We start from the raw sequence: 21914 nt of genomic DNA, 5'->3' as shown, positions 1-21914 counted from the left end.
TCGTTGTATGCCCTGACTCAGCGTGGTGTGGCGTGGCTGATAGCAACGGCGCCAGTGTAGGCGGGCATGGTGACTCGCCCAGCCCTCTCCACCGACCACCCGAGCTGGTATGCACTCACATACTCCTTGTAAACGCGCACCGCTTCAGAGGTGTCGAGAGCCTTCTGCAAGGCATCGGGATCACCAATCGCCTCGATGACGTAGGGCGGGGCGTAAGCCACGCCGTGCAAGACGACAGTATTTCCGACGCATTTCACCGCCGTGGTGGAGATGACTCGCTGCCCCTGGATGGTCATAGCCTCTGCTCCCCCGGACCACAAGGTGTTGACAACCATCTGGATATCCTGCTGGTGGACGACCAACATGTTGGCGTCCACTCCGCCCGGATTCTCGCTAAGCGGCGTGTCGTCGAGGGTGACGCGCAGAGCCTTACCACTGACAGCTCCCAAGCCAACGGACGGCGCTAAGGCCGACGCTGACGAAACGGCCGAGGATGTGACGCCCGGGGTCTGATCGGCCTTGGAAAGGTTATCCACCTGGGCCCGCAGACCGGCTGCCTCCTTCTGCAAGGCGGCGTTGTGACTGGCCTGGTTACGTACCAGGGTGGCCATGTCGGTATCACGCTCGGGGCGAAGATCGTGCCCGCGTGAATTGATAGCAGCCGTCGTCATCATGAGACCCGCCAAGGCCATCACACTCACAGTGGCGAATCTGGCCAGACGGGGGTGTCGAGAATCCGACCGGACATCCTGAATAGAGGGTTCTGTCGTACCCTGAGACCTATCTTCGTCGGTATCGAAGGATGTGTCGTCGGGATGGACGTCAGGATCGTTGTCGTCGCTCATCGTCGCCTCCTCGCAGGCTGACCCGTGTCGCCGGAATTGGCGATTGTCCTCTAGGCTAGTTAAGCAAGATTTGTCCCACCACGCTCGGCGGGCGTGTCCTCGAACCCCAGGAGTAGTCACCGTGCCCGAATCGAAGGTCAGACCGCAAGCCAAGAAGAAGGCCCAGGCCAAGAACCGGGCCACCATGGACGAGCGCCGAGCTGAGAAGAAGGCTGCTCCGATTGACCGCTCTTGGGTTCCGAAGGTCTTCGTCCCGCTGTTCCTACTCGGGGTGCTGTGGCTGATCGTCTACTACATCGCGGGTAATCAGATCCCCGGTATCAGCGACCTAGGTGACTGGAACGTCCTCATCGGCATGGGTCTCATGGCTGCCGGATTCGGCGTCGCTACCCTGTGGAAGTGAGCGGGAGGCCCGCCAGGAGTATCCCGGCGGGCCTTCGGATCAGTGTTCCGGCTTGAGCAGCGGGAAGAGGATCGTCTCTCGGATACCAGCGTTGGTAAAGAGCATCACCAGCCGGTCGACGCCAAGTCCCAGACCACCCATGGGCGGGCAGCCGAACTCTAGAGCCTCAAGGAAATCCTCATCGAGCTGCATAGCCTCAGGATCGCCTGCGGCTGCAGCGAGGGATTGCTTGGTAAGTACTTCGCGCTGGATGACCGGGTCGACGAGTTCGGAGAACCCAGTACCGCGCTCCATCCCGCCAATGATGAGGTCCCAGGCCTCAACCATGCGCGGATCGTCGCGATGCGGACGGGCCAGCGGCTGGGCGATAGCCGGGTAGTCACACACAAAGGTGGGGTTGATGAGGTCAGGCTCGACGAGTTCACCGAAAAGCTCCATGACGACCTTGCCAGCCTCCCAAGACTGGTCGATCTCGATCTCGTGCTCAGCCGCGATCGCCTGCAACTCCTCCAGCGGGGTGTCAAGGGTGACCTCACGCCCTAGTTTTTCCGACAGGCCTGGGTAGACGCTAACCCAACGCCACTGCCCGTCAAGATCGATAGTGCCCTTAGGGGTCTCAATCTGATGGACGTCGAGGGCGTCGGCCACCGCCATGATGATGTCCTTAATCACCTCAGCGATAGTGAACTGGTTGCCCCAGCTCATGTAGGCCTCAAGCATAGAAAACTCGGCCGAGTGGCTGGAGTCGATGCCCTCGTTGCGGAAGACCCGACCCATCTCGTAGACCCGATCGGTGCCGCCGACCATCGCCCGCTTGAGATAGAGCTCAAGGGCGATGCGCAAGCTCATGTCGATGTCGAAGGCGTTGAGGTGGGTGTTAAACGGGCGGGCTGCGGCGCCACCGTGGACCAACTGCAAGATCGGAGTCTCGATCTCAAGGAAACCGCGCTCGTCGAGGGCGCGACGCACCGCGCGGGTAATGACGGCGCGGGTGCGCACCATCTGGCGCGACTCCTCGCGAACGACGAGATCCGCGTAGCGACGACGCACCCGGGTCTCCTCCGAAAGCTCCTTATGAAGAGTCGGCAGCGGACGCAGCGCCTTGGACGCCATCCGCCACTCAGCAGCCATGATGGATAGCTCGCCACGACGAGAGACGACGACCCGACCACGCACCCAGACGTGATCGCCCAAATCAACATCGGACTTCCACGCAGCCAAGGACTCATCGCCCACCTCAGCTTTGGAAAGCATGACCTGCAACCGCTCACCGTTGGAAGCCTCGGTAAACCCATCCTGCAGACTGGCGAAACACAGCTTGCCGGTATTGCGAACAAAGACGACACGTCCGCCAACAGTGACCTCGTCGGCGGTCTCCTCGCCGGGAGCCAGGGTCAGCTCGCCGGCATCGTCGGTGTATTTCTGACGAACCTGGGCCAGGGTATGGTCGCGCAGCAAATCGACCGGGTAGGCCTGGCCTCCATCGGCGATGATCCGGGCCCGCTTGTCGAGGCGGACCTGCATCTGCTCGGAGACGTCAGGGGACTGGCTGGATGCAGTGTCAGAACTCACCAGAGAATCTTATCGAAGCAGCAAGCTGACGACGATTTCGCCTATGTTATCGCACCCTCGAAGTTGTCATCGCCGCCAACTAGCTACCTAATTCCTTATCTCCGCTACCGTCCTGGTGCTTGGAGTGCACGCATGGTCATACGCAAAGAGACCTTCACCAACCTGCACGGTTGCAACGACGTGGTGTACGCAGGCAAGGACGTCGGGTCAGCGGGCAGTGGCCCCACCTCGCACCTTGAAGCAATCGACTACCGGCTTCCGGCACCGTTCGCCCATCTCCGTCGGGGAAAACGAACTAAACGCCAAGCATGGTAGACCAAGTCTGAAGATACACAGACTCCATCTGCTCCAACTCGAATCCCATGTCATCCACCAAATGCACACTCGACCCATTATTAGCGTCAATATGTCCGTACACTTTGGCCCTCGACAACCCTCCCTCACGCGCTTTCTGCACAGCGCAATCCTTGAGAACCTGCACGAGTTCCCTGGCCAATCGGCCCCCTTTGCCTCGCTCGGACACATTTATGGCAACTGCACAGATGAAGAAATCGACATAGCTGCCGTCGCCATCCTTGCTAATACCCACTTCAGTGTCCGCGGCGGCCACAATGACTCCGCTCCTCCGCGCGAGCAGTAAACGCCGCGTGCCTCTTTTCTTGGCCCTTCCGCACCCTCTGTCGCGAAAGTAACTCTGGACCTCGAGCTCCCAAGGCTTAGGATGTCGCAGCGCTCTACCCCCGGGGGACCTCGGTCGATCTGTGGTGCATTGGAACGACTGAAGTCCTCGCAACGCTTCTTTATCCTGGTTCGAGACCCACGTCCACCCGATCCCATCCTCAATCGTCACAATGCAGACTCCCCAGCCCCGTCGTCATGCCTACGACGACCCAACATCGTTCTTTCGTACCGCTCGACCATCTCCTCCTCACTCGGCGGCTCAGGAAAATCGATGTCGTCAACGGGGACACCTAAAACCTTGGAAGTCAGCATCGGATCCGCGTTACCTTCCTCCGTCTCCCTAAGCAACGCAGCTATGACAGTCGGGGACCAATCAGGGACGAATACATCTCGGTATCGCTCTGCCGCGCTGGTTCTGGCGAGTGTGAGTAACTTCGGAGTCGTCAGCTCCAAGGCTTCGCGAACCTCGTCCGACGCCTTCAATCTCAATGTCTCAATTCTGACCCTCATCGCAGCAGCCGAGACCTTGGCCTCCCAAACCATCCGAGCGACATCCACGCGAGTCAATGCGGGCCAATTGAAGCTCCTCATCCATTTCTCGGGCAGCAGCAATTCCGCAGCGAAAGCGTTCGCTTGTTTTTCGTCCGCCTCGCCCGCGATGTCTCCATCACGATCCAAGTGCCCTTGAACGAGATGCCCTAACTCATGGGCCAGAGACCAATTCGTACGAGCCCAGAACTGTTTGTTCAGCACAACAACGCGCCGCCCGACGATGCACAGAGAGTAATCCGTCGACAATCCGGAACGCTTCATGACGTCAACGTCGAGAACCTCTTTCACGCGCGCGGCGAAGTCATTAACGAATCCATCACCCAATGCTTCACGCATCTGTTTGGCGGTCTTCGGCAGAACCACCGAACTAGCCCTGAGACTTCCATGCGCGGCCCGGTACACCTCGGCTATATGGTCGAGGACCTCGCGATCTTTCTCCCGTCCTTCGTTGATATGCCGATGAGTATCGAAATCATACGTGTGCCGAGCGGCAAAGCTCATGGCATAGGGATCCTTGTGCCCCGTCACCAACCAATGAGCACTGGCCCCGAGTACCTCCGCAGCCTTGCCTAACTCGGTCATGGTGATGCCACGTTTTCCGTTGAGCATTCGCGACAAGGCATCAGGCGTCATCTCCATTGCCTCAGCCAGTGACTGCTGGGTCATACCCTCAGGCATCCGCGACTTGATGCGTTCCCCAATCTCACGCATATCTTCACTCATGGAGACATCCTACGCGAAAATTGGGAAAATCCCAATACCTTACCCGCCGCTGCTCGTCGGTGAGCTTGCACACCCCATCAGAATCAACCAGGAGAGCCCCGTCACCACAAGCGTCTCATTCCCCAACACCCCACCTCCGGCGACACACAGCCCACTGACCGACCGCATGCGGGCGACCAACCGTGAACTCCACTAAGGTAGTCCTGCCGCTCGCACTTATCCGGCAAACCGGCGGCGGTTGCACACGTCCCCATCCGAGGAGTATTCGTGCTCACAAAACTCGTAGCCCGATACTTGAGGGCCTATCGGCTGCAGGTTACCGCCATCGTCGTCATGCAAGTCTGCGCCCAAATCGCGGCCCTGACTTTGCCAACCATCAACGCAGACATCATTAACAAGGGTGTCGTGACAGTGGACACCGACTACGTCACCTCCCACTCTCTCCTCATGCTGGCGGTCGCTTTAGGACAGACCATCTGCCAGGTCGTTGCGGTCTTCCTCGCCGCTCAAGTGGCGATGGGAATGGGCCGTGACATCCGCGACGCCGTCTTCACCCGCACCCTTGACTTCTCGGCCCGAGAAATGAGCGAATTCGGAGCGCCATCGCTCATCACCCGGACCACCAATGACGTCCAACAGGTGCAAATGCTGGTCTTTATGACCCTAGCAATGCTCATCGGGGCGCCAATCATGATGGTGGTCGGAATCATCATGGCTGTGCGTGCCGACATCTCCCTGTCGTGGATCATCGTGGTAGCGGTCATCCTGCTGGCCATCGGCGCTGGGCTGATCGTCGCCCGGATGGGACCACTGTTCAAGCGTCAGCAGAAACGCATCGACGACCTCAACCGAGTCGTGCGCGAGCACATCACCGGCATTCGCGTAGTGCGAGCCTTCGCCAGGGAGCGCCACGAAGCAGCTCGCTTCGACGCCACTAGCTCATCCCTGCGTGACATCCAGGTGAGCGTCGGACGGACCATGGCCGGGATGTTCCCCCTCGTCATGCTCATCATGAACCTGTCCCAAATCGCGGTGTTCTGGTTTGCGGCTGCGCGGATTTCCGACGGACAGACCGAGGTCGGCGTTTTGGCCTCATTCACCACATACCTCATGCAGATTCTCATCAGCGTCATGATGGCGGTCATGCTCGTCGTCATGTGGCCACGAGCCTCGGTATGCGCGAACCGCATCGAGGAAGTGCTGCACACCCCGTCGTCTGTCACCGTTGACCCCGAACCCGTGACAACCCCGCCCGGCGATTCCACCCTGCTGGAGTTTCGCGATGTCGCATTCAGCTACCCCGGCGCTTCTGAGCCGGTTCTCCACGACATCTCCTTCACCCTGGCCCGTGGCACGACGACGGCCATCATTGGGTCCACCGGGTCCGGGAAATCAACCCTGGTAAACCTCATCCCCAGGCTTGTCGACGTCACTGACGGGCACGTGCTCATCGGGGGAACCGACGTGCGCCGTTACAACCCCGAAACCTTGTGGAGCTGCATCGGTCTAGTGCCCCAGCGCCCCTACCTTTTCAGTGGCACGGTGGCGTCGAACCTGCGTGACGGTCGCTCCGACGCTACCGATGAGGAGCTCTGGAACGCCCTGCGCATCGCACAGGCTGACGACTTCGTCTCCCAAATGGACGGAAAGCTGGAAGCCACCATCGCCCAGGGTGGCACCAACGTCTCCGGCGGCCAGCGACAGCGCCTATCCATCGCCCGAGCCTTGGTCAAGAACCCGCAGATTTACATCTTTGACGACTCCTTCAGCGCCCTCGACGTGGCCACTGATTCCCGACTTAGAGCCGCTCTCGACGCCAACCATGGCGACGCCGCGATGCTCATCGTCGCCCAGCGGGTCTCGACGATCCGCAACGCCGATCAGATCCTCGTCCTCGACGCCGGGCGCATCGTCGGTAAAGGAACTCACGACGAGCTCATTGGGACGTGTCCGACCTACATCGAGATCGTCGATTCCCAGCTATCGACCGAGGAGGCGGCATGACCGGCAAGGACGTCCAGCAGACACCTACCAGGAATAAGCACGCCGATCTCGCCCGAGCCTCCTCCCGGCGAGGCCGTGGTGGGGGTCGGATTGCCGAAAAGCCCATTTCTTTTGGCCCCTCCCTCAAACGGCTGCTCGGTCAGCTCAAACCCCAACGCCTCACGTTGACGATCGTCGTCGTCATGGCTGCAGTTTCAGTAGCCTTCAACGTCATCGGCCCGAAGATTCTGGGCCGCGCAACCGACGTCATTTTCGGCGGCATTATCGGCAAACAATTAGGCACGCACGTTCCCGAAGCCCGGGGCATGACGGCTGGCGAATTCATCAACAAACTCGGGCAAGCCGGCCAAGGTGGAGATCGCGGGAAGATCATCACCCTGCTGCAGCAATACCCTGGCGTCGTCATCGGGTCTGGCGTCGATTTCCACCGACTCGGCGTCATCATGGGTTGGGCGCTTGGCCTGTACGCCTGCGCCGCCTTATTAATGTTCCTGCAGGGGTTCCTGCTCAACACTGCCATCCAGCGCTCCATGTACGAACTGCGCCGTCAGGTCAGTGCCAAGTTGGAAAAGCTGCCACTGTCCTACTTTGATGGCCAGCCCCACGGCGAACTCATGAGCCGGATGACCAACGACATCGACAACATCTCCCAAACGTTGTTACAAACCCTGCAGCAGCTTCTCAACGCCGTGCTGACAGTCATCGGTGTGTTGATCATGATGCTGTGGATCTCACCGCTACTGGCCATCATTTCCCTAGTCGTCATCCCGATCGCCGGGGTTATCGCGGGAGTCATCGGCGGGAAGGCCCAGGGGCAGTTTGCCCAGATGTGGAAGGCCACCGGTGAGCTCAATTCCCAGGTGGAGGAGGCGTACTCCGGCCATGCCCTCGTCAAGACCTTCGGCCGCAGCCGAGCCGTCGCCCAGGAATTCCACGAACGGAATGAGGAACTGCGTCGGGCGACCGCCAAGGCCCAATTTGTCTCTGGTCTCATCCAGCCGGTGATGTTTCTGCTCGGTAACGCGAACTACGCCATCATCGTCCTCATCGGATGCCTGCGGGTGGCGAAGGGCCAGATGCCGCTAGGCAACGTACAGGCCTTCATCCAATACTCCCGAATGTTCACTCAGCCGATCACCCAGATCGCTTCCATGGCAAATCTGTTGCAGTCCGGGGTGGCCTCTGCGGAACGGGTGTTCCAGGTCCTTGACGCCGACGAATTATCCACGGAGGCTGACGGGCACCTCCCAGCTACGAGGGGACGCGTCGTGTTTGACCACGTTCGCTTCTCCTACCACCCGGATCAGTCCCTCATCACCGACCTATCCCTAGTCGCAGAACCGGGACAGACGATTGCGATCGTCGGACCCACCGGGGCCGGCAAGACGACGCTGGTGAATCTGCTCATGAGGTTTTACGAGATTGACGGCGGAGCCATCACCCTTGACGGTGCCGATATTTCCACAGTTCCTCGCGCCGAACTGCGCTCTCGGCTCGGCATGGTCCTACAGGACACCTGGCTATTCAGCGGCACTATCCACGACAACATCGCCTACGGCCGCCCTGAAGCGTCCGAAGACGACATCCTTGACGCTGCGCGGGCCGCCCACGTCGACCACTTCGTCCATACTCTGCCCGACGGCTATGACACCGTCATTGATGAGGACGGATCCAATGTTTCGGCGGGTCAAAAGCAGCTCATCACCATCGCTAGAGCCTTCCTAGCGGCCCCGGATCTGCTCATCCTTGACGAAGCCACCAGTTCGGTGGACACCCGAACTGAGATGCTCGTCCAAGAAGCCATGGCTAACCTGCGCCAGGGGCGCACCAGCTTCGTCATCGCCCATCGCCTCTCCACTATCCGTGACGCTGATCTCATCCTCGTCATGGAGCACGGCGACATCGTCGAGCAGGGAAGTCATAGCGAGTTGCTGGAGCGCAAGGGCCACTATGAACAGCTGTACCAAGCACAGTTCAACGCGACCAACCACGAATGAGACACCGCACTCGTTTTTAGCAACAGGCCCTAGAGTGAGTTGAGTGCCCCACCAGGGCGCAGCGTCCGGCCAGCCCCCAGCCGGTCGTTCTCATCGACGAAAGAGACCCATGGCCGAGGTCAGAGACTCCCAACTCACCGCCCACAACGACACCGATATGGCGAAGGACCAGACGAAGGTCCTGCAACGCACCCTCAACCGATTCGACATCGTCTTCCTCATCGTCTCAGCGGTGGTTGGGTTAGAGATGCTGGGATCGGTCTCAGCCGAAGGCCCCGAAACCTTCACCTGGCTGGTCTTCCTCATCATCGTCTTTCTCATCCCCTACTCCCTCATCTTCGCCGAGACCGGCTCGGCCTTCATCGGAGAGGGAGGGGTGTACCTATGGACCCGGCGCGCCTTTGGGCGACCAGCTGCCGCCGTCACCAGTGTCTTCACTTGGATCACCCAGCCGGTATGGGTGGGTGGCTCGATGGCCTTCCTCAACGCGGAAGCCGCCCGCAACCACCTCGTCCACTTTTCCACAGGATCTGCTGGTGACTACCTGTTTAAGTTAGCCTTCATCTGGTTGACGGTGTTCGCCGCTATCTTGTCCCTAGCTAAGGCCAAATGGATTCCTACTGCCGGCGCTTTCTTCAAGATTTCCTTCCTGTGCTTGTTCTTAGTCACTGCCGCCGTGTACGCGACCCAACATGGCGTCCAGCCCCTCTGCCTTGGCGACTTCTCCCCGACCCTGAGCGGGTTCATCACCCTGACGCCTTTGCTGCTCTTTGCCTTTCTCGGTTTTGAAGGCGGATCGAGCGCATCGGGAGAGATGCGCAACGCCCAGCACGACGTCTCGGTCTCGGTACTCCGCTCAGCCACCATGGCAGGAGTCTTCTACCTCCTTCCGGTGGCGACGATCCTGCTCGTCCTGCCTCCCTCCGACATTGACGGAGTCTCCGGATTGCTGAACGCCGTCAATACCGTCTTCTCGGTATACGGGCCGGCTGCAGAACCGATGATGGTGCTGGCCGTCGTAATGTTCACCTTGGCGAACATCGGTCAAGGCGCGGCGTGGATGATCATGTCCGACCGAATGCAGGCCATGGCCGCTGCTGACGGTTCCTTCTTCGGTGAATTTTTTGGGAAGTTCCATCCCCGGTTGGGGACGCCGGTGCACGTTAACCTGTTATCGGGTATCGTCTCCACCCTTTTCATGCTCGCCGCCATGGAACTGACGGGTTCCAGCGCTGACCTGTTTAACGTCGTCCTTGGGGTGGCAGTCACGACCTACCTGTTCAGCTACCTGCTCATCATCCCAGCCGCCGCCACCTTGCGGCTCACCGAGCCCGACGTCGAACGGCCCTTCCGAGCTGGTCCGAACTGGTTCTTTGTCCTCATGTGCGTAGTCACCACGGCACTTGTCGCTTTTGGGTCATGGGTGAGCATTTTCCCAGGCACCTTGGAGGCCCTTGCCGGCATGCCGCACGACTTCTCCCATGCCCGAGGGGTCTCCTATGCCTCCTTCGAAGCGCTGACACTCGGCACCTTGGCGTTCATCATCGCCATAGCGCTAGTCGGATATTGGCGGGGAGCGCCACTGCGTCGGACAGGTGTATCCGCGGAACTTTGAGCGGTACGAGCTTTAAGCGATATACGGGCCATGACCAGCCAACCGCAGAGGAGTCGGAGGCGTGAACCGATGTGCGGCTCATTGGTTCACGCGCAGCTGGGGCTGCGCCTCGATCACTAGCCGTATTGCCACCCTGCACCTGGACTATTGGTCTGTTTTTGCCCAACACCCGTGAGTCCGGCCCAATCGGAAACGCTACATAGTATGGTACGCGCCATGGACGCCCAATTGATCGCCCGATGGCAATTCGGGATCACGACGGTCTACCACTTCTTCTTCGTCCCTATCACGATCGCACTGTCGATGCTCGTGGCAGTGATGCAGACGGTGTGGCTCAAGACCCATAATGACCGCTACCTCCGCCTGACCAAGTTCTACGGCAAGCTGTTCCTCATCAACTTCGCTCTCGGCGTCGTCACGGGAATCGTGCAGGAGTTCCAGTTCGGCATGAACTGGTCAGAATACTCACGCTTCGTCGGTGACATCTTCGGTGCCCCGCTGGCCCTCGAGGCCTTGGTAGCCTTCTTCATGGAGTCCACCTTCGTCGGCCTATGGATCTTCGGCTGGGACAAGCTCCCCAAGGGAGTTCACCTCGCCTGCATCTACCTGACCGCAATCGGCACCATGATCTCCGCAGTGTTCATCCTGGCAGCCAACTCCTGGATGCAGAACCCTGTCGGAGCCAGCTACAACCCAGTCACTCACCGAGCCGAGCTGACCGATTTCGGTGCCGTGCTCAGCAACCCGGTCTTCAAAGCGACTTTCATTCACCAAATCTCCTCCTCCTACATGGTGGCCGGAGCCCTCATCGCCGCGATCGCCTTCTGGCACCTGGCAAAAGTCGCCCGCGGACGCTCCACCTCACAAATCTCTGAGGCCGATGAAGTCGAGACCGTGCGTACTTGGCGCTGGGCCTCGAAGTTCGGTGCCTGGGTGCTCATCGTCGCCTGCGTCGGCGTTGTGCTGAGCGGCGACTACCAGGGCAAGGTCATGACCGACGCCCAGCCGATGAAGATGGCTGCCGCCGAAGGTGCCTACCAAAACACCTCGGACTTCTCGGTGCTCACCATCGGCAACAAGGACGGCTCGGAGGAGGTGTGGGCTCTCAAGGTACCCGGCATGCTCGGCTTCCTCGCCAACGGCGAGTGGGGCTCACAGATCAAGGGCATCGACGGACTCAAGAACTATCCGGTTCACGAGTACACCTACCACCGCAACGACGGCTCGCAGACCTCCCTGCAGTCCTCTTACCAGAACGTGCTGCGCCAGAAGATTAACGCCAACGGCATCAAGCTCGAACCGAATGTCCCGTTGTCCTACTGGACCTTCCGCATCATGATCGGCCTCGGCATGATCGGTACCCTCATTGGCGTGGCGATGCTCATCGCGATGCGAGGGGGGCGCAATCCCCAGCCACACAAGTGGCTGACCTCCTTCATGATCGCCCTACCTTTGCTGCCACTGTTCGGCATCTCTTTCGGCTGGATCTTCACGGAGATGGGACGCCAGCCTTGGATCGTCGCAGGCGTGCTGCCCACCACAGCAGCCGTCTCCCCCGGCGTTTCGGCCGGCAGCGTGCTCTTCTCGACCATTCTCTACACCGTCGTCTACGGCATTCTGGCGATCGTCGAGGTGGGGTTGTTCTGGAAGGCCCTCAAGGCAGGGCTGCCTGAGCTTCCCACTCGTGGTCAACCTGCTGTCGAGGACGAGGGCACTCCGTTGTCCTTCGCGTACTGAGGAGGTACCGACACATGCTCCCCGTTCTTGAAACTACTGCCCACTCGCCCCTGACGATCGTCTGGTTCATCCTCATCGCCGTCCTGTGGGTCGGGTTCTTCTTCCTTGAAGGATTCGACTTCGGCGTCGCCATGCTGCTGCCCTTTATGGGCCGCGACGACAAAGATCGTCGCCTCATGGTCAACACCATCGGACCCACCTGGGACGGCAACGAGGTATGGCTGCTGACCGCCGGTGGTGCCACCTTCGCGGCCTTCCCTGGCTGGTACGCGACGATGTTCTCCGGCCTCTACCTGCCGCTACTGCTGGTGTTGCTCGGCCTCATCGTCCGTGGCGTCGCCTTCGAGTATCGCTCGAAGAACCCGTCCTCATCATGGCGTTCCGCCTTCGACTGGATGGCCACCATCGGGTCCTTCCTGCCGTCCCTTGTGCTCGGCGTCGGCTTCGCGAACTTCGTTCGCGGCCTGGCCGTCGGCCCGCATCCCACCCCTGACGGCGATACCGCACCGCTGGTGACGACCTCCTTCTGGGGCTTGTTCACCCCGTTCGCCCTCATCGGCGGCATCCTGTTCGTGGTGCTCTTCTGCGCCCACGGAGCCAACTTCGTCGCGCTTAAGACGATGGGTGACATGCACGACCGTGCTCGCAAGACCTCGGCCAAACTGGGTTGGATCGCCACTGTCGTCGCTCTGGTGTGGGCCTTGATGTTCAACATCATGTACGTCACCAATGACGGACGCCAGGTGCTCACCTGGATCCTCTGCCTGCTCGTTGTGGTGCTGCTGGCCGCAGCTTCGGCAGTCGTCGCCAAAGGTCGCGAAGGTCTGGCTTTCCTGTGCACAGGTCTAGGCATTGCCCTCATGATTGTGGCCTGCATGTTCGCCATGTATGGCAACCTCGGGTACCGCCCGTCGGGCATCCCATTCGATATGTGGATCGCCTCCGCAACCCCCCGGACATTGAAGATCATGACGATCAGCGCATGCGTCTTCGTGCCGATCGTGCTGGCCTATCAGATCTGGAGCTACTGGGTGTTCCGCAAGCGCCTCACCCGGGAGGCCATGCCAGACACTGCGGTGGCTGCCTGATCCGTGGCAGCTCCGCTGGATCCGCGCCTGGTTCGCCGGGCGCGGGCCACTCTTCCCTTCCTCGCAGGTCTGTGCGTGGTGGGCGTGGCTACGGCCTTGCTCATCCTCGCACAGGCCTGGTTGTTGTCCCGTAGCATCTCGTCGGTATTCACCACCCACCACCTGAACGGTGTGGCGATCTGGTGCGGCCTGCTCGCCGCAGTGTTCTGTGGTCGCGCCGGCCTAGCCTGGCTGCAGGAATCCCTCGCCCATCGTGCCTCGGCGTCGGTCAAGTCCCAGTTGCGCGGCGACATCCTGCAGGCGAGGTTGTCGCGTCCCACTGACGCAACCATGCCGTCGGGTACCCTCATCAACCTGGTAACGACAGGTCTGGACGCCCTCGACGGCTACTACTCGAAGTACCTACCGCAGCTTGTGTTGGCCGTAATCGTGCCAGTGGTGCTGGCGGCAGCTATCGGTTTGCAGGACGTCACCAGCGTCATCATCATTGCGGTGACGACTCCCCTCATCCCCATCTTCATGGCGCTCATCGGCTGGCGCACTGAGGCCGCCGTCGCCAAGCGATTCGAGGTAGCCACTCGTCTCGCGAACCATTTCGCCGATCTGGTCTCGGGACTTCCGACCCTGCAGGTGTTCGGGAGAGCCCGAGCCCAGGTAGAGGGGTTGCGCCGCACTGAGGCGGCCAACCGATCCGAAACGATGCGCACCCTACGCATCAGTTTTCTCTCCTCCTTCGTGCTGGAGCTGCTGTCCACCCTGTCGGTGGCCCTGGTTGCCGTCACCGTCGGGTTCCGAGTAGCTGCCGGCGGCATGGACCTTGATACCTCCCTGTTCATCCTCATCCTGGCACCGGAGGTCTTCCTGCCAGTGCGCCAGGTGGGAGTGCTCTACCACGACGCCGCTGACGGCATGGCGGCCGCAGAAGCTTCCTTCGCAATCATCGAAGCGGGTCGAAAGGACGATCCCGGGGACGACGTCGAGATCGCCTCCCCGCGCGAGGTGCCAGTGGTCGTCAATGGGTTGACGCACACCTATCCCGGTGCCGAGCATCCGGCCCCCGATGGATTGTCACTGCGCATCGAACCAGGACACCTCATTGCCCTAGTTGGGCATTCCGGTGGTGGCAAGACAACCGCCCTGTCGTGTCTGCTCGGATTCATCGACCCCGATTCCGGGTCGATCCTCGTCGGTGACCGAGAGCTCGTCGGGGCCGATGAGTCCGTCTGGCAGGCGTGGCGACGTCAACTGGCCTACGTGCCCCAGGTGCCAGCGATGATGGCCGGGACGGTGGCCGAAAATGTCCGCCTGGGATGCCCCCACGCCCAGGACGCCGTACTGCGGGACGCACTAGACCGGTGTGGAGCCTCGTCGATCCCGCTCAATAAGCGCATTGCCGACGACGCCGAGGGGCTGTCGGCCGGGGAGCGACGCCGCGTCGCCCTGGCCCGTGCGCTGGTCCGGGTGGAGCAAGCCGGCGCCGAACTGCTGGTTCTCGACGAGCCGACGGCAGGTCTTGACGCCGACACCGAAGCAACCGTGTTGGAGGCGGTGCGCGCCTCGGGCGCATCGGTGCTCGTCGTAACCCATCGTCGCAACATCATCGCGGCAGCCGACGTGGTCGTTGACCTCGAGGTGCTGGCATGAACGCGCGAACCACCCAGTTACTCAAGGCCCTGTTGCGGGATGTCCCGCGCGGTCGCTGGCTGCTCGTCCTCTCCACCGTGCTCGCCGCTTGCGCATCGGGCGCATCGGTGGCCCTCATGGGTGTCTCGGCATGGTTGCTGTCGCGGGCCGCAGAGATGCCGCCAGTGCTATATCTGGAGGCCGCAGCCGTCGGGGTGCGATTCTTCGGTATCTCCCGAGGAGTGTTCCGCTACGCCGAACGTCTGGTCAGCCATGACCTGGCTCTGCGGATGCAGGGGGCGTTGCGAATGCGAGTCTACGACCGGCTATCGCGCACGACCTTGTTGGGACGACGCCGTGGCGACCTGCTAGTTCGGGTTACAGCCGACGTCGACGCGGTGTTGGACATGGTCGTGCGTGTGATCGTTCCGGCATGCGCGTCGAGCCTTGTTATCATCGGGACGACGGTCCTGCTAGCCCGATTCTCATTGGCTTCGGCTGCAGTCCTACTGTTGTCGGCCCTGCTGGCGGCCGTCGTCATGCCGGCGATCACCCAACGCCTTTCCCGAGCTGCCGACTCCTCCTTGGTGCCGCTGCGTGGTCAGTTAGCCGACCGCACTCGCGAGTTAGCCCATTGCGCCCCTGACCTGGTGGCCTACGGCGCCCAGGGCGCGATCCTGGCGAACGTGCTGGAGGTTGACGCTCGGCTGCGTGCCGCGGAACGCAAAGCTGCCTGGGGACGAGGCCTCGGCACCGCAGGTCAGATCCTGGCCGCCGGGTTGGCCGTCGTCTCGGCCCTGTGGATCGGTGGCAATGCGGTAGCTGATGGGCGTATCGGTGGGCGGATCCTGGCTGTGCTGGTGCTGACCCCACTGGCCCTCCACGAGGTGTTCGGAGCGTTCACGGGGGCCGCCCAGACTCATACCCGTGCCAAGGCGGCCCTGCAGCGGGTAGCCGAGGTGCTCGACGCGCCTCAGGTTGGAGTCGGAGACTCCCCCACCGCCGGTGCTTCGGAGGAAAAACCCTCCTTGGTGATCGAGGGACTGACGGTTGGTTGGCCGGGGGGCCATCCCGTGCTGTCCGATGTGAATCTGACGGTTGTTGCCGGGGAGTCGGTGGCCATCGTCGGGCGGTCAGGAATCGGCAAGACGACCCTGGCGGCGACCATCATGGGGCTCATCCCGCCGCTGGCCGGTTCCGTGACGACGACCGGGCGGGTGCGATACCTGGCCCAGAATGCCCATGTGTTCGCAACGTCAATCAGCGAGAACGTGCGGATCGGTTGCAAGGACGCCACCGAAGACGAGGTTCTCACCGCGCTGGCTCGTGCTGGCCTGGCAGTTTCGCCGCGACGAGTGGTCACCGAGGATGGCAGCTCCCTGTCAGGTGGTGAGGCCCAACGCCTGGCCTTGGCGCGGGTGCTCGTCAACCACGACACATCCGAAGACCTTTCGGCCCATGATGTGCTCATACTCGACGAGCCCAGCGAGCACCTCGACGTCGAGACGGCCACCGCCATCATGGATGACCTGTGGGCCTCGACCCCTAAAGCCGCCAAACTCGTTATCACTCACGACCCAGCTGTTATGAAGCGATGCGACCACGTATGGGGCGTGGGCTAACTTACACAGCAGACTCGCCAGGGACCGCCAACATCGGGCACACCGCGAGCATCTCCCCGGAGGCTGCAACTTACACTGGATGGGTCGTTGGCAAGACTTGGTCAGGCGTCAAGATAATGGCCCCAAAGGGACTCAAAGCGGGGAAGTTCCTCGCGAGAAGGTCGGACCGGGGGCTGTTGTGCTCTGTGCTGCGGGAGCTGGCTGGGCTTGGTACCGCTCCGACGCACACGGCTGGGTCCGCGTTGGCGACGCTGTCAGCGGCTGCCTATCCTAGGCTAAGGAGATTCATCACCATGTTTCAACGCTCTTGGCGCAACGTCTTCCTGGCCTTGGTCGGCTGGCTTGTCGCCGGTTTCATCGTCGTCAAAATCACCGATGCGCTCACTCACGGCACGCACTGGTGGATTTACATCCCCTTCGCTGTGATCGGCCTCGCGTCAGCGGTCATTCATGTTGCCACCGCACGTAGTAGCAGCTCAGACTCTCGCTGACGCAAGTGCCTCCCGCCATCCCCGCACACAAGACGCCCTACGGCGCTCCAGCCGATCCCGCCACGCACGATCTGCTCAATCGTCATCCGCAGCAGAACGTTGCCGCACTTTCCGAGTCGGAATCGTTAAGGCCAGCACGCCAAGGATCATCGAGGCAGCGATCCACCCTCGACTCACCTGCCCCGACGGCTTGGCCACTGGCCAATTCCACCACGCCTCCCCGTCGTAGGCGCGGCCTGCCAGAAGACCTACGAGGAAATATGCGATTGCCGGCAGCGACGCAAAACTACGCGGCATCCAGCGAGCCGCGACCATCGTGATTCCTAAGAATATCGGGACGTCGCGAACAACACTGGCGTTTCCTGGCCGGCCTAATAGTCCCAGCAGCATGATCGCCGAAATGGCCGTCCCCAGGGCAGCGTCAAGAAATCCAGTATGCCGGGACGACCTGTCCTCGACGCTCAGATCTGCCCGAGACAGACCGACGGCATAGAAAATCGCGAGCACCAGACCGAACAAGTTGTTGAATACCATGAAGGCACCGATACTGCCGAAGATGGCAGGCACTGACAGCTCGCCGGGATTGGTTAGGGCGCACGCCGTAGCAAAGAGACATGCCACGGCTAACTGGAAACACGCCAGACGATTGCGCAACCAATACCTCATCGAGGGCATCCTCGCAGATACTCCTGCATCTTCCTTACTACACTAGCCTGAGCTGCTGCATCCTTGGTACGCAATTTTTTGGCCCAGGCGGAGTCCTCGCTCGCTACCCCCTCCTCAGTGACCTCAAGACCAGCCGCGCGCGCCACTTGCCGCAACCACGCATCAATACGACCGCCGTACTGGATGATCTCCACAGGCCGAGCCTCCTCTTCGTCTGAGATCGAACAGAAGGGGCGTCCAGTAGCTGCCGCAAGACGAGCAGTAGCGATTGACTCCCCCATCATCCCTGAGAAGACACTGAGCTCGACGGCATCCTTCCGGCCCGGAAGGGGCTGCTCGGAATACCACCTCGGGAGATCTATTCCTGCACGCCTCCACATCGGAAATACCCGTTTGACGGTTGAATCCAGCATTGACCGCTCCGACTCGTGTTCAGGAAGCAGACACACTTGAACGCCCGTACCTTCAACCGCACGGCACCTCACGACAGTCTCACGCGCAATGGTCGGAAAAGCATCAAGGTGCCCGACCTGGACGGCACCGGCGACGAACCCCATGCTGAGAGCCAAGACTCCCAAGCAAAGAGACAACCGACGTCCGTGCCGTGCCACCCGAGCCGACGCAACGATCACGCCCCCGGCTAGAAGACCAAGCTGAACAGCCAAGGTTCCCGTGATGACGACCGGATTCAGCGTCTGCGTGATGGTGCAGCAGCTGAGCCACGTGCCGGTGAGATGACGTAGCCAGTAAATCGACATCCCAGGCGGGAAGATCATCCACGCCACGGGCACCGCCAAAGCCAATGGCGCCGCCACAGCCACGGGCAACCACAGCCCCAACGCGACCCCGGCGATAGTCCATGACCACACCGACAACAGGGTCACACCGAGGACGGCCCATCCAAGACAGTGCGAGGCAAATCCATGCCTGGCCATGAAGATCACCGTGAGCACGGTAGTCACCGACGCCGAAGCCACCACGGGCCCCAATAAGATACGCCACCACGCCCTCACCCGATTGCTTGTTAGGGCGACGGTCTTAAGTCGTCGACCTTCCAGTGCCCCAGCAAAGGCACACAATCCATTGGCGACCATGACCCTAGCCGTGTCCCCAACCACCAGGGGAAGCCAATACGACCCGCTGGAAGCATTCTGGTCGACCATGATGAACACGACCGCGATGAGGGGTGCCAGCCATATCCCAGGCGCGGTTCGCAGCCGGGTCGTGAACCTCATTCGTCGGCCACCAGACCTAGATAGGCCGTTTCTGCGCGGTGCGGGGCATCTTCCGGTGCTAGATCAAGGAACTCGTGAGGAGTCCCGTCGAAGACGACTCGTCCAGAGGACAGCACAACCACCCTGTCATACCCATCAGCGAGGTCATCAACCTGATGGGTAGAGACGACGGTAACCCGATCATTGGGAATACGCTCGAGGACATCTCGAAAACGCATTCGTTGGGCCGGGTCAAGCCCGGCGGTAGGCTCGTCGAGTAGTAGCACCTCCGGCTGCCCGACAAGCACCTGAGCCAAGCCCACCCTGCGCAACTGGCCACCCGAAATTCTGGAAGAGCGCTCGTCAGCCTTCTCACTTAGATCGACGTCTGCGATCACCTTCTCGGCCTTGGTGGCAGCCTCGCGGATCCCCAATCCCATGAGCCACCCACAGTACGTAACTTGCTCGCGTACCGTCAGCCCAGCAATAGGTCGGACAGTCTGACTCATGAGCCCCACCCGACGGCGCAAGGTCCGCGACGATGCCTCAGCAGTTCCCAGCTTGATCTTCCCCGACTGGGGCACCGTGGCTCCCGAGGACAGTGAGAACAGGGTGGACTTGCCGGCCCCGTTGGGGCCGAGCAACGCTGTCCTGCCCGGCGTGAATTCGATATTCACGCCGTGCAACACTTCATGATGCCGCCGGTAGGAAAACGTCACATCGTCAATGATCATCGTCGCTGATCGTACTGGAACCGTCACGAAAGCAGCCAAACAGGCCCGGCTGCATTGAACGGCGCATCTTCCTTACACCCTCAGGCACAGCAGTGCCCCGGTCCCTCAACCGGGGCACTAGTTCTGGTCGTGCTTCACCGGTCGTCGACGACGATGACGTAGAGCTGACGCGGCCCATGCACTCCATCGACCCTAGATAACTCAATGTCAGAGGTGGCCGAACCACCGGAGATGAAAGTCAACGGGTGGCCCTCATGCACCGCCGGTTTGACGATCTGGATGGCCTCCGGGACGTCGGAAACCACTTGGCTAGCCTTGATAACGCAGACGTGGCGATCCGGGACGAGAGTGATGGCCCGACGGCCCTGGTCCTCCACGTGGGTCAACACGATGCTGCCCGTGTCAGCGATACCACAGGCAGCAGCAGTGACGACGGCGTCGGTGCCATTGAGATCCTTCTTCGATAGCTGCGGATCATCGACGCGGGCGTCAAACCCGGCATCCTTGATCGCCTCGACCCAGGATTTGTCCAGACCGACCGGCACGACGGTGCTGTGCTCGGCACCAGTAGACCTCAGCCCCTCAACGACAGCCTGGGGAACGTCGGCCCCCTTGACCCGCACGACGGTCGCCTTGTAGTCGATGACCTTTTCGACAAAGGTGCCAACCACGTCGTCCATGTCGATGCCAGTGCCATACTTCCACTCGATCGGCACATCAGTGACCGGGTCGGAATTGGTGATGTCGGTGCTGGCGCGACGAATCCGGGCAAGGATTTCGGTACGCGCCACCGGATCAGTGCTGATGGTGGTCATCGCTTTTCCTCCCTGTTCTTCTTCCACCAGGTGCGGAACGTGTCGGTCGGCGGCGCATCGACGTCGCGGTACTTCAGCCACCGCTCAGCTATCGGCACCGGAACCGGTCCCATCTTCTTGCCACGCAGGACGCGTCCCACGCCACGCGAGCCGACCTGGATCGCCTCGAAATGTTTATGGTCACTAAACGCCCACGATGCCGTCTTCATCAGACCCATCTCGCCGGCCACCTCGTAGTCCTGCGGTATACGGTCGGCTTTCTCAGACTCGACCACCTTGTTGCGCAGCTCGAGGAGAATGTCGGTGAACGGAATCTTCACCGGACACACCTCATTACAGGCGCCACACAGCGAACACGCGTATGGCAGACCACGATCAACGGAATGCTCCACGCCCCGCAGCTGCGGATTGAGTACAGCGCCGATCGGTCCGGGGTACACCGAACCGTAAGCGTGGCCACCCGCCCGCTCGTAAACCGGGCAGATGTTGATACACGAGGCGCACCGGATGCACCGCAACACCTCGCGGCCAAGGGTGTCGGCAAGCACGTCGGTACGACCGTTATCAAGGAAAATGACGTGCTGTTCCTGCGGCCCGTCACCGTCAGTCACACCGCTCCACACCGAGTTGTACGGGTTCATCCGCTCCCCGGTGGCCGAACGCGGCAGCAACTTGAGGAAGACCTCGAGGTCGTCGAAACTCGGCAGCACCTTCTCGATGCCGACGATCGACACCAAGGTGTCCGGCAAGGTCAGGCACATACGGCCATTGCCCTCCGACTCAACGATCACTAGCGACCCGGTATCGGCGAGCACGAAATTGCCACCCGAGACGGCCATTTCGGCACGCAGGAACTTTTCGCGCAAGTGCAGACGAGCCGCATTGGCCAGCTCCGGCGGGTTCTCCGAGATGTCCTCGGGGGCCGGACGACCATAATTCTTCATCTCGTGCAGGAAGATCTCGCGGACCTCGGCACGATTACGGTGAATGGCCGGCACGACGATGTGGGACGGACGGTCGTGACCTAGCTGCACGATAAGTTCAGCCAAGTCGGTCTCCCACGCCGCGATGCCCTGCGCCTCGAGGTACTCGTTGAGGTCAGTCTCCTGACTGGTGATCGACTTAATCTTGACGACCTCGTCAACCCCCTTGTCTTTGGCGATCTGGGCGACGATGCGGTTAGCCTCCTCGCCGTCGCGGGCCCAGTGGACGTGAACGCCGTTCGCAGTGAGGTTCTTCTCCGCCTCAATGAGATAGTGGTCAAGGTGGCGGCCGACGCGATTCTTGATGGACTCAGCGGCATCACGCAGATCCTGCCAATCCGGGGACTCAGAGACCCGCATGGCGCGCTTGTTGCGAATCGTCGTGGTGGCATTACGCATGTTCTTGCGCTGCACCGACAAGCTCAACTCGCCCTTAACGGCCTTCGAAAATTTCGGCATGCCCATGTACGGGCCGGGTTTGTCAGGAGCTGGGGTCAGCCGGGCGACACCGTGATTTCCGTACGTGACGCGACGCAATTCGGTACTCAT

Annotated in this window: 18 protein-coding genes and 1 pseudogene; 11 read left to right on the top strand and 8 right to left on the bottom strand. The window is 61.1% G+C overall.

Annotation, left to right across the window (positions count from 1 at the left end; genetic code table 11):
* Positions 1–17: 17 nt before the first annotated feature.
* On the bottom strand, positions 18–845 hold the full coding sequence (locus A5483_RS01170; RefSeq protein WP_063810773.1) for a DUF881 domain-containing protein: 828 nt from the start codon (positions 843–845) through the stop codon (positions 18–20).
* Between the two features lie 121 nt (positions 846–966).
* On the opposite strand from A5483_RS01170, the gene A5483_RS01165 reads away from it, so the two are divergent.
* A complete protein-coding gene (locus A5483_RS01165; protein ID WP_002550233.1) occupies positions 967–1248 on the top strand; it encodes a cell division protein CrgA in 282 nt (93 codons plus the stop codon).
* Positions 1249–1287: 39 nt separating this feature from the next.
* Here A5483_RS01165 and lysS read toward each other — a convergent pair whose 3' ends face one another.
* Positions 1288–2820 (bottom strand): lysine--tRNA ligase, encoded by a 1533-nt coding sequence (lysS, locus tag A5483_RS01160; protein WP_325051181.1) that lies wholly within the window; start codon positions 2818–2820, stop codon positions 1288–1290.
* Positions 2821–3196: 376 nt separating this feature from the next.
* Between lysS and A5483_RS12010 the strand changes: the two genes are divergently transcribed.
* Complete coding sequence (locus A5483_RS12010; protein ID WP_161485329.1) at positions 3197–3460, top strand: hypothetical protein; 264 nt, start codon at positions 3197–3199, stop codon at positions 3458–3460.
* A 206-nt stretch (positions 3461–3666) separates the two neighbouring features.
* Here the strand turns inward: A5483_RS12010 and A5483_RS01145 are convergent, their stop codons facing one another.
* Positions 3667–4776 carry a helix-turn-helix domain-containing protein gene (locus A5483_RS01145; protein ID WP_002550113.1) on the bottom strand — a complete coding sequence of 370 codons (1110 nt, stop codon included), beginning with the start codon at positions 4774–4776 and terminating at the stop codon, positions 3667–3669.
* Positions 4777–5043: 267 nt separating this feature from the next.
* Here A5483_RS01145 and A5483_RS01140 point away from each other — a divergent pair, with 267 nt between their 5' ends.
* The 9 genes and pseudogenes from A5483_RS01140 to A5483_RS01105 all read left to right on the top strand — a co-directional run bounded on the left by A5483_RS01140 (position 5044) and on the right by A5483_RS01105 (position 16953).
* A complete protein-coding gene (locus tag A5483_RS01140; protein WP_002550159.1) occupies positions 5044–6780 on the top strand; it encodes an ABC transporter ATP-binding protein in 1737 nt (578 codons plus the stop codon).
* Complete coding sequence (locus tag A5483_RS01135) at positions 6777–8777, top strand: ABC transporter ATP-binding protein (RefSeq protein WP_002550170.1); 2001 nt, start codon at positions 6777–6779, stop codon at positions 8775–8777. The genes A5483_RS01140 and A5483_RS01135 overlap by 4 nt, the downstream gene beginning before the upstream one ends.
* 109 nt (positions 8778–8886) lie before the next feature.
* Positions 8887–10392: an APC family permease gene (locus A5483_RS01130; protein WP_063810771.1), complete on the top strand. Its 1506-nt coding sequence runs from the start codon at positions 8887–8889 to the stop codon at positions 10390–10392.
* A 216-nt stretch (positions 10393–10608) separates the two neighbouring features.
* Entirely contained in the window at positions 10609–12129 is a 1521-nt protein-coding gene (locus A5483_RS01125) for a cytochrome ubiquinol oxidase subunit I (protein ID WP_063810770.1), read from the top strand.
* Between the two features lie 14 nt (positions 12130–12143).
* Positions 12144–13217: a cytochrome d ubiquinol oxidase subunit II gene (cydB, locus tag A5483_RS01120; RefSeq protein ID WP_063810769.1), complete on the top strand. Its 1074-nt coding sequence runs from the start codon at positions 12144–12146 to the stop codon at positions 13215–13217.
* Between the two features lie 27 nt (positions 13218–13244).
* Positions 13245–14861 carry a thiol reductant ABC exporter subunit CydD gene (gene cydD / locus A5483_RS01115; RefSeq protein WP_277619684.1) on the top strand — a complete coding sequence of 539 codons (1617 nt, stop codon included), beginning with the start codon at positions 13245–13247 and terminating at the stop codon, positions 14859–14861.
* Positions 14858–16462 carry a thiol reductant ABC exporter subunit CydC gene (cydC, locus tag A5483_RS01110; RefSeq protein ID WP_063810767.1) on the top strand — a complete coding sequence of 535 codons (1605 nt, stop codon included), beginning with the start codon at positions 14858–14860 and terminating at the stop codon, positions 16460–16462. The genes cydD and cydC overlap by 4 nt, the downstream gene beginning before the upstream one ends.
* A 74-nt stretch (positions 16463–16536) precedes the next feature.
* Positions 16537–16736: pseudogene (locus A5483_RS12585) on the top strand (hypothetical protein); the annotation flags it as partial.
* A 19-nt stretch (positions 16737–16755) separates the two neighbouring features.
* Complete coding sequence (locus A5483_RS01105; RefSeq protein ID WP_002550241.1) at positions 16756–16953, top strand: hypothetical protein; 198 nt, start codon at positions 16756–16758, stop codon at positions 16951–16953.
* A 75-nt stretch (positions 16954–17028) separates the two neighbouring features.
* Here A5483_RS01105 and A5483_RS01100 read toward each other — a convergent pair whose 3' ends face one another.
* The 5 genes from A5483_RS01100 to A5483_RS01080 all read right to left on the bottom strand — a co-directional run bounded on the left by A5483_RS01100 (position 17029) and on the right by A5483_RS01080 (position 21914).
* On the bottom strand, positions 17029–17619 hold the full coding sequence (locus A5483_RS01100; RefSeq protein ID WP_063810766.1) for a hypothetical protein: 591 nt from the start codon (positions 17617–17619) through the stop codon (positions 17029–17031).
* Positions 17616–18854 carry a DUF7224 domain-containing protein gene (locus A5483_RS01095; RefSeq protein WP_063810765.1) on the bottom strand — a complete coding sequence of 413 codons (1239 nt, stop codon included), beginning with the start codon at positions 18852–18854 and terminating at the stop codon, positions 17616–17618. The genes A5483_RS01100 and A5483_RS01095 overlap by 4 nt, the downstream gene beginning before the upstream one ends.
* Complete coding sequence (locus A5483_RS01090; RefSeq protein ID WP_063810764.1) at positions 18851–19567, bottom strand: ATP-binding cassette domain-containing protein; 717 nt, start codon at positions 19565–19567, stop codon at positions 18851–18853. Before A5483_RS01090 ends, A5483_RS01095 begins: the two co-directional genes overlap by 4 nt.
* 134 nt (positions 19568–19701) lie before the next feature.
* Entirely contained in the window at positions 19702–20382 is a 681-nt protein-coding gene (locus A5483_RS01085; RefSeq protein ID WP_063810763.1) for a LutC/YkgG family protein, read from the bottom strand.
* Entirely contained in the window at positions 20379–21914 is a 1536-nt protein-coding gene (locus A5483_RS01080; RefSeq protein ID WP_063810762.1) for a LutB/LldF family L-lactate oxidation iron-sulfur protein, read from the bottom strand. The genes A5483_RS01085 and A5483_RS01080 overlap by 4 nt, the downstream gene beginning before the upstream one ends.

The sequence above is a fragment of the Cutibacterium namnetense genome, from assembly GCF_001642025.1.
Lineage (GTDB): Bacteria > Actinomycetota > Actinomycetes > Propionibacteriales > Propionibacteriaceae > Cutibacterium > Cutibacterium namnetense.
Note: the sequence above shows the minus strand (reverse complement) of the source record. Positions and strands in the feature narration are given on the sequence as shown.

Excerpts from the sequence above, each read along its gene's own strand:
- A5483_RS01135 (WP_002550170.1), top strand. The coding sequence starts at position 6,777 with ATGACCGGCAAGGACGTCCAGCAGACACCTACCAGGAATAAGCACGCC.
- A5483_RS12010 (WP_161485329.1), top strand. The coding sequence starts at position 3,197 with ATGCACACTCGACCCATTATTAGCGTCAATATGTCCGTACACTTTGGC.
- A5483_RS01170 (WP_063810773.1), bottom strand. The coding sequence starts at position 845 with ATGAGCGACGACAACGATCCTGACGTCCATCCCGACGACACATCCTTC.
- A5483_RS01125 (WP_063810770.1), top strand. The coding sequence starts at position 10,609 with ATGGACGCCCAATTGATCGCCCGATGGCAATTCGGGATCACGACGGTC.
- A5483_RS01105 (WP_002550241.1), top strand. The coding sequence starts at position 16,756 with ATGTTTCAACGCTCTTGGCGCAACGTCTTCCTGGCCTTGGTCGGCTGG.
- A5483_RS01145 (WP_002550113.1), bottom strand. The coding sequence starts at position 4,776 with ATGAGTGAAGATATGCGTGAGATTGGGGAACGCATCAAGTCGCGGATG.
- cydC (WP_063810767.1), top strand. The coding sequence starts at position 14,858 with ATGAACGCGCGAACCACCCAGTTACTCAAGGCCCTGTTGCGGGATGTC.
- A5483_RS01090 (WP_063810764.1), bottom strand. The coding sequence starts at position 19,567 with ATGATCATTGACGATGTGACGTTTTCCTACCGGCGGCATCATGAAGTG.
- A5483_RS01085 (WP_063810763.1), bottom strand. The coding sequence starts at position 20,382 with ATGACCACCATCAGCACTGATCCGGTGGCGCGTACCGAAATCCTTGCC.
- A5483_RS01080 (WP_063810762.1), bottom strand. The coding sequence starts at position 21,914 with ATGAGTACCGAATTGCGTCGCGTCACGTACGGAAATCACGGTGTCGCC.
- A5483_RS01100 (WP_063810766.1), bottom strand. The coding sequence starts at position 17,619 with ATGAGGTATTGGTTGCGCAATCGTCTGGCGTGTTTCCAGTTAGCCGTG.
- cydB (WP_063810769.1), top strand. The coding sequence starts at position 12,144 with ATGCTCCCCGTTCTTGAAACTACTGCCCACTCGCCCCTGACGATCGTC.
- A5483_RS01130 (WP_063810771.1), top strand. The coding sequence starts at position 8,887 with ATGGCCGAGGTCAGAGACTCCCAACTCACCGCCCACAACGACACCGAT.
- A5483_RS01095 (WP_063810765.1), bottom strand. The coding sequence starts at position 18,854 with ATGAGGTTCACGACCCGGCTGCGAACCGCGCCTGGGATATGGCTGGCA.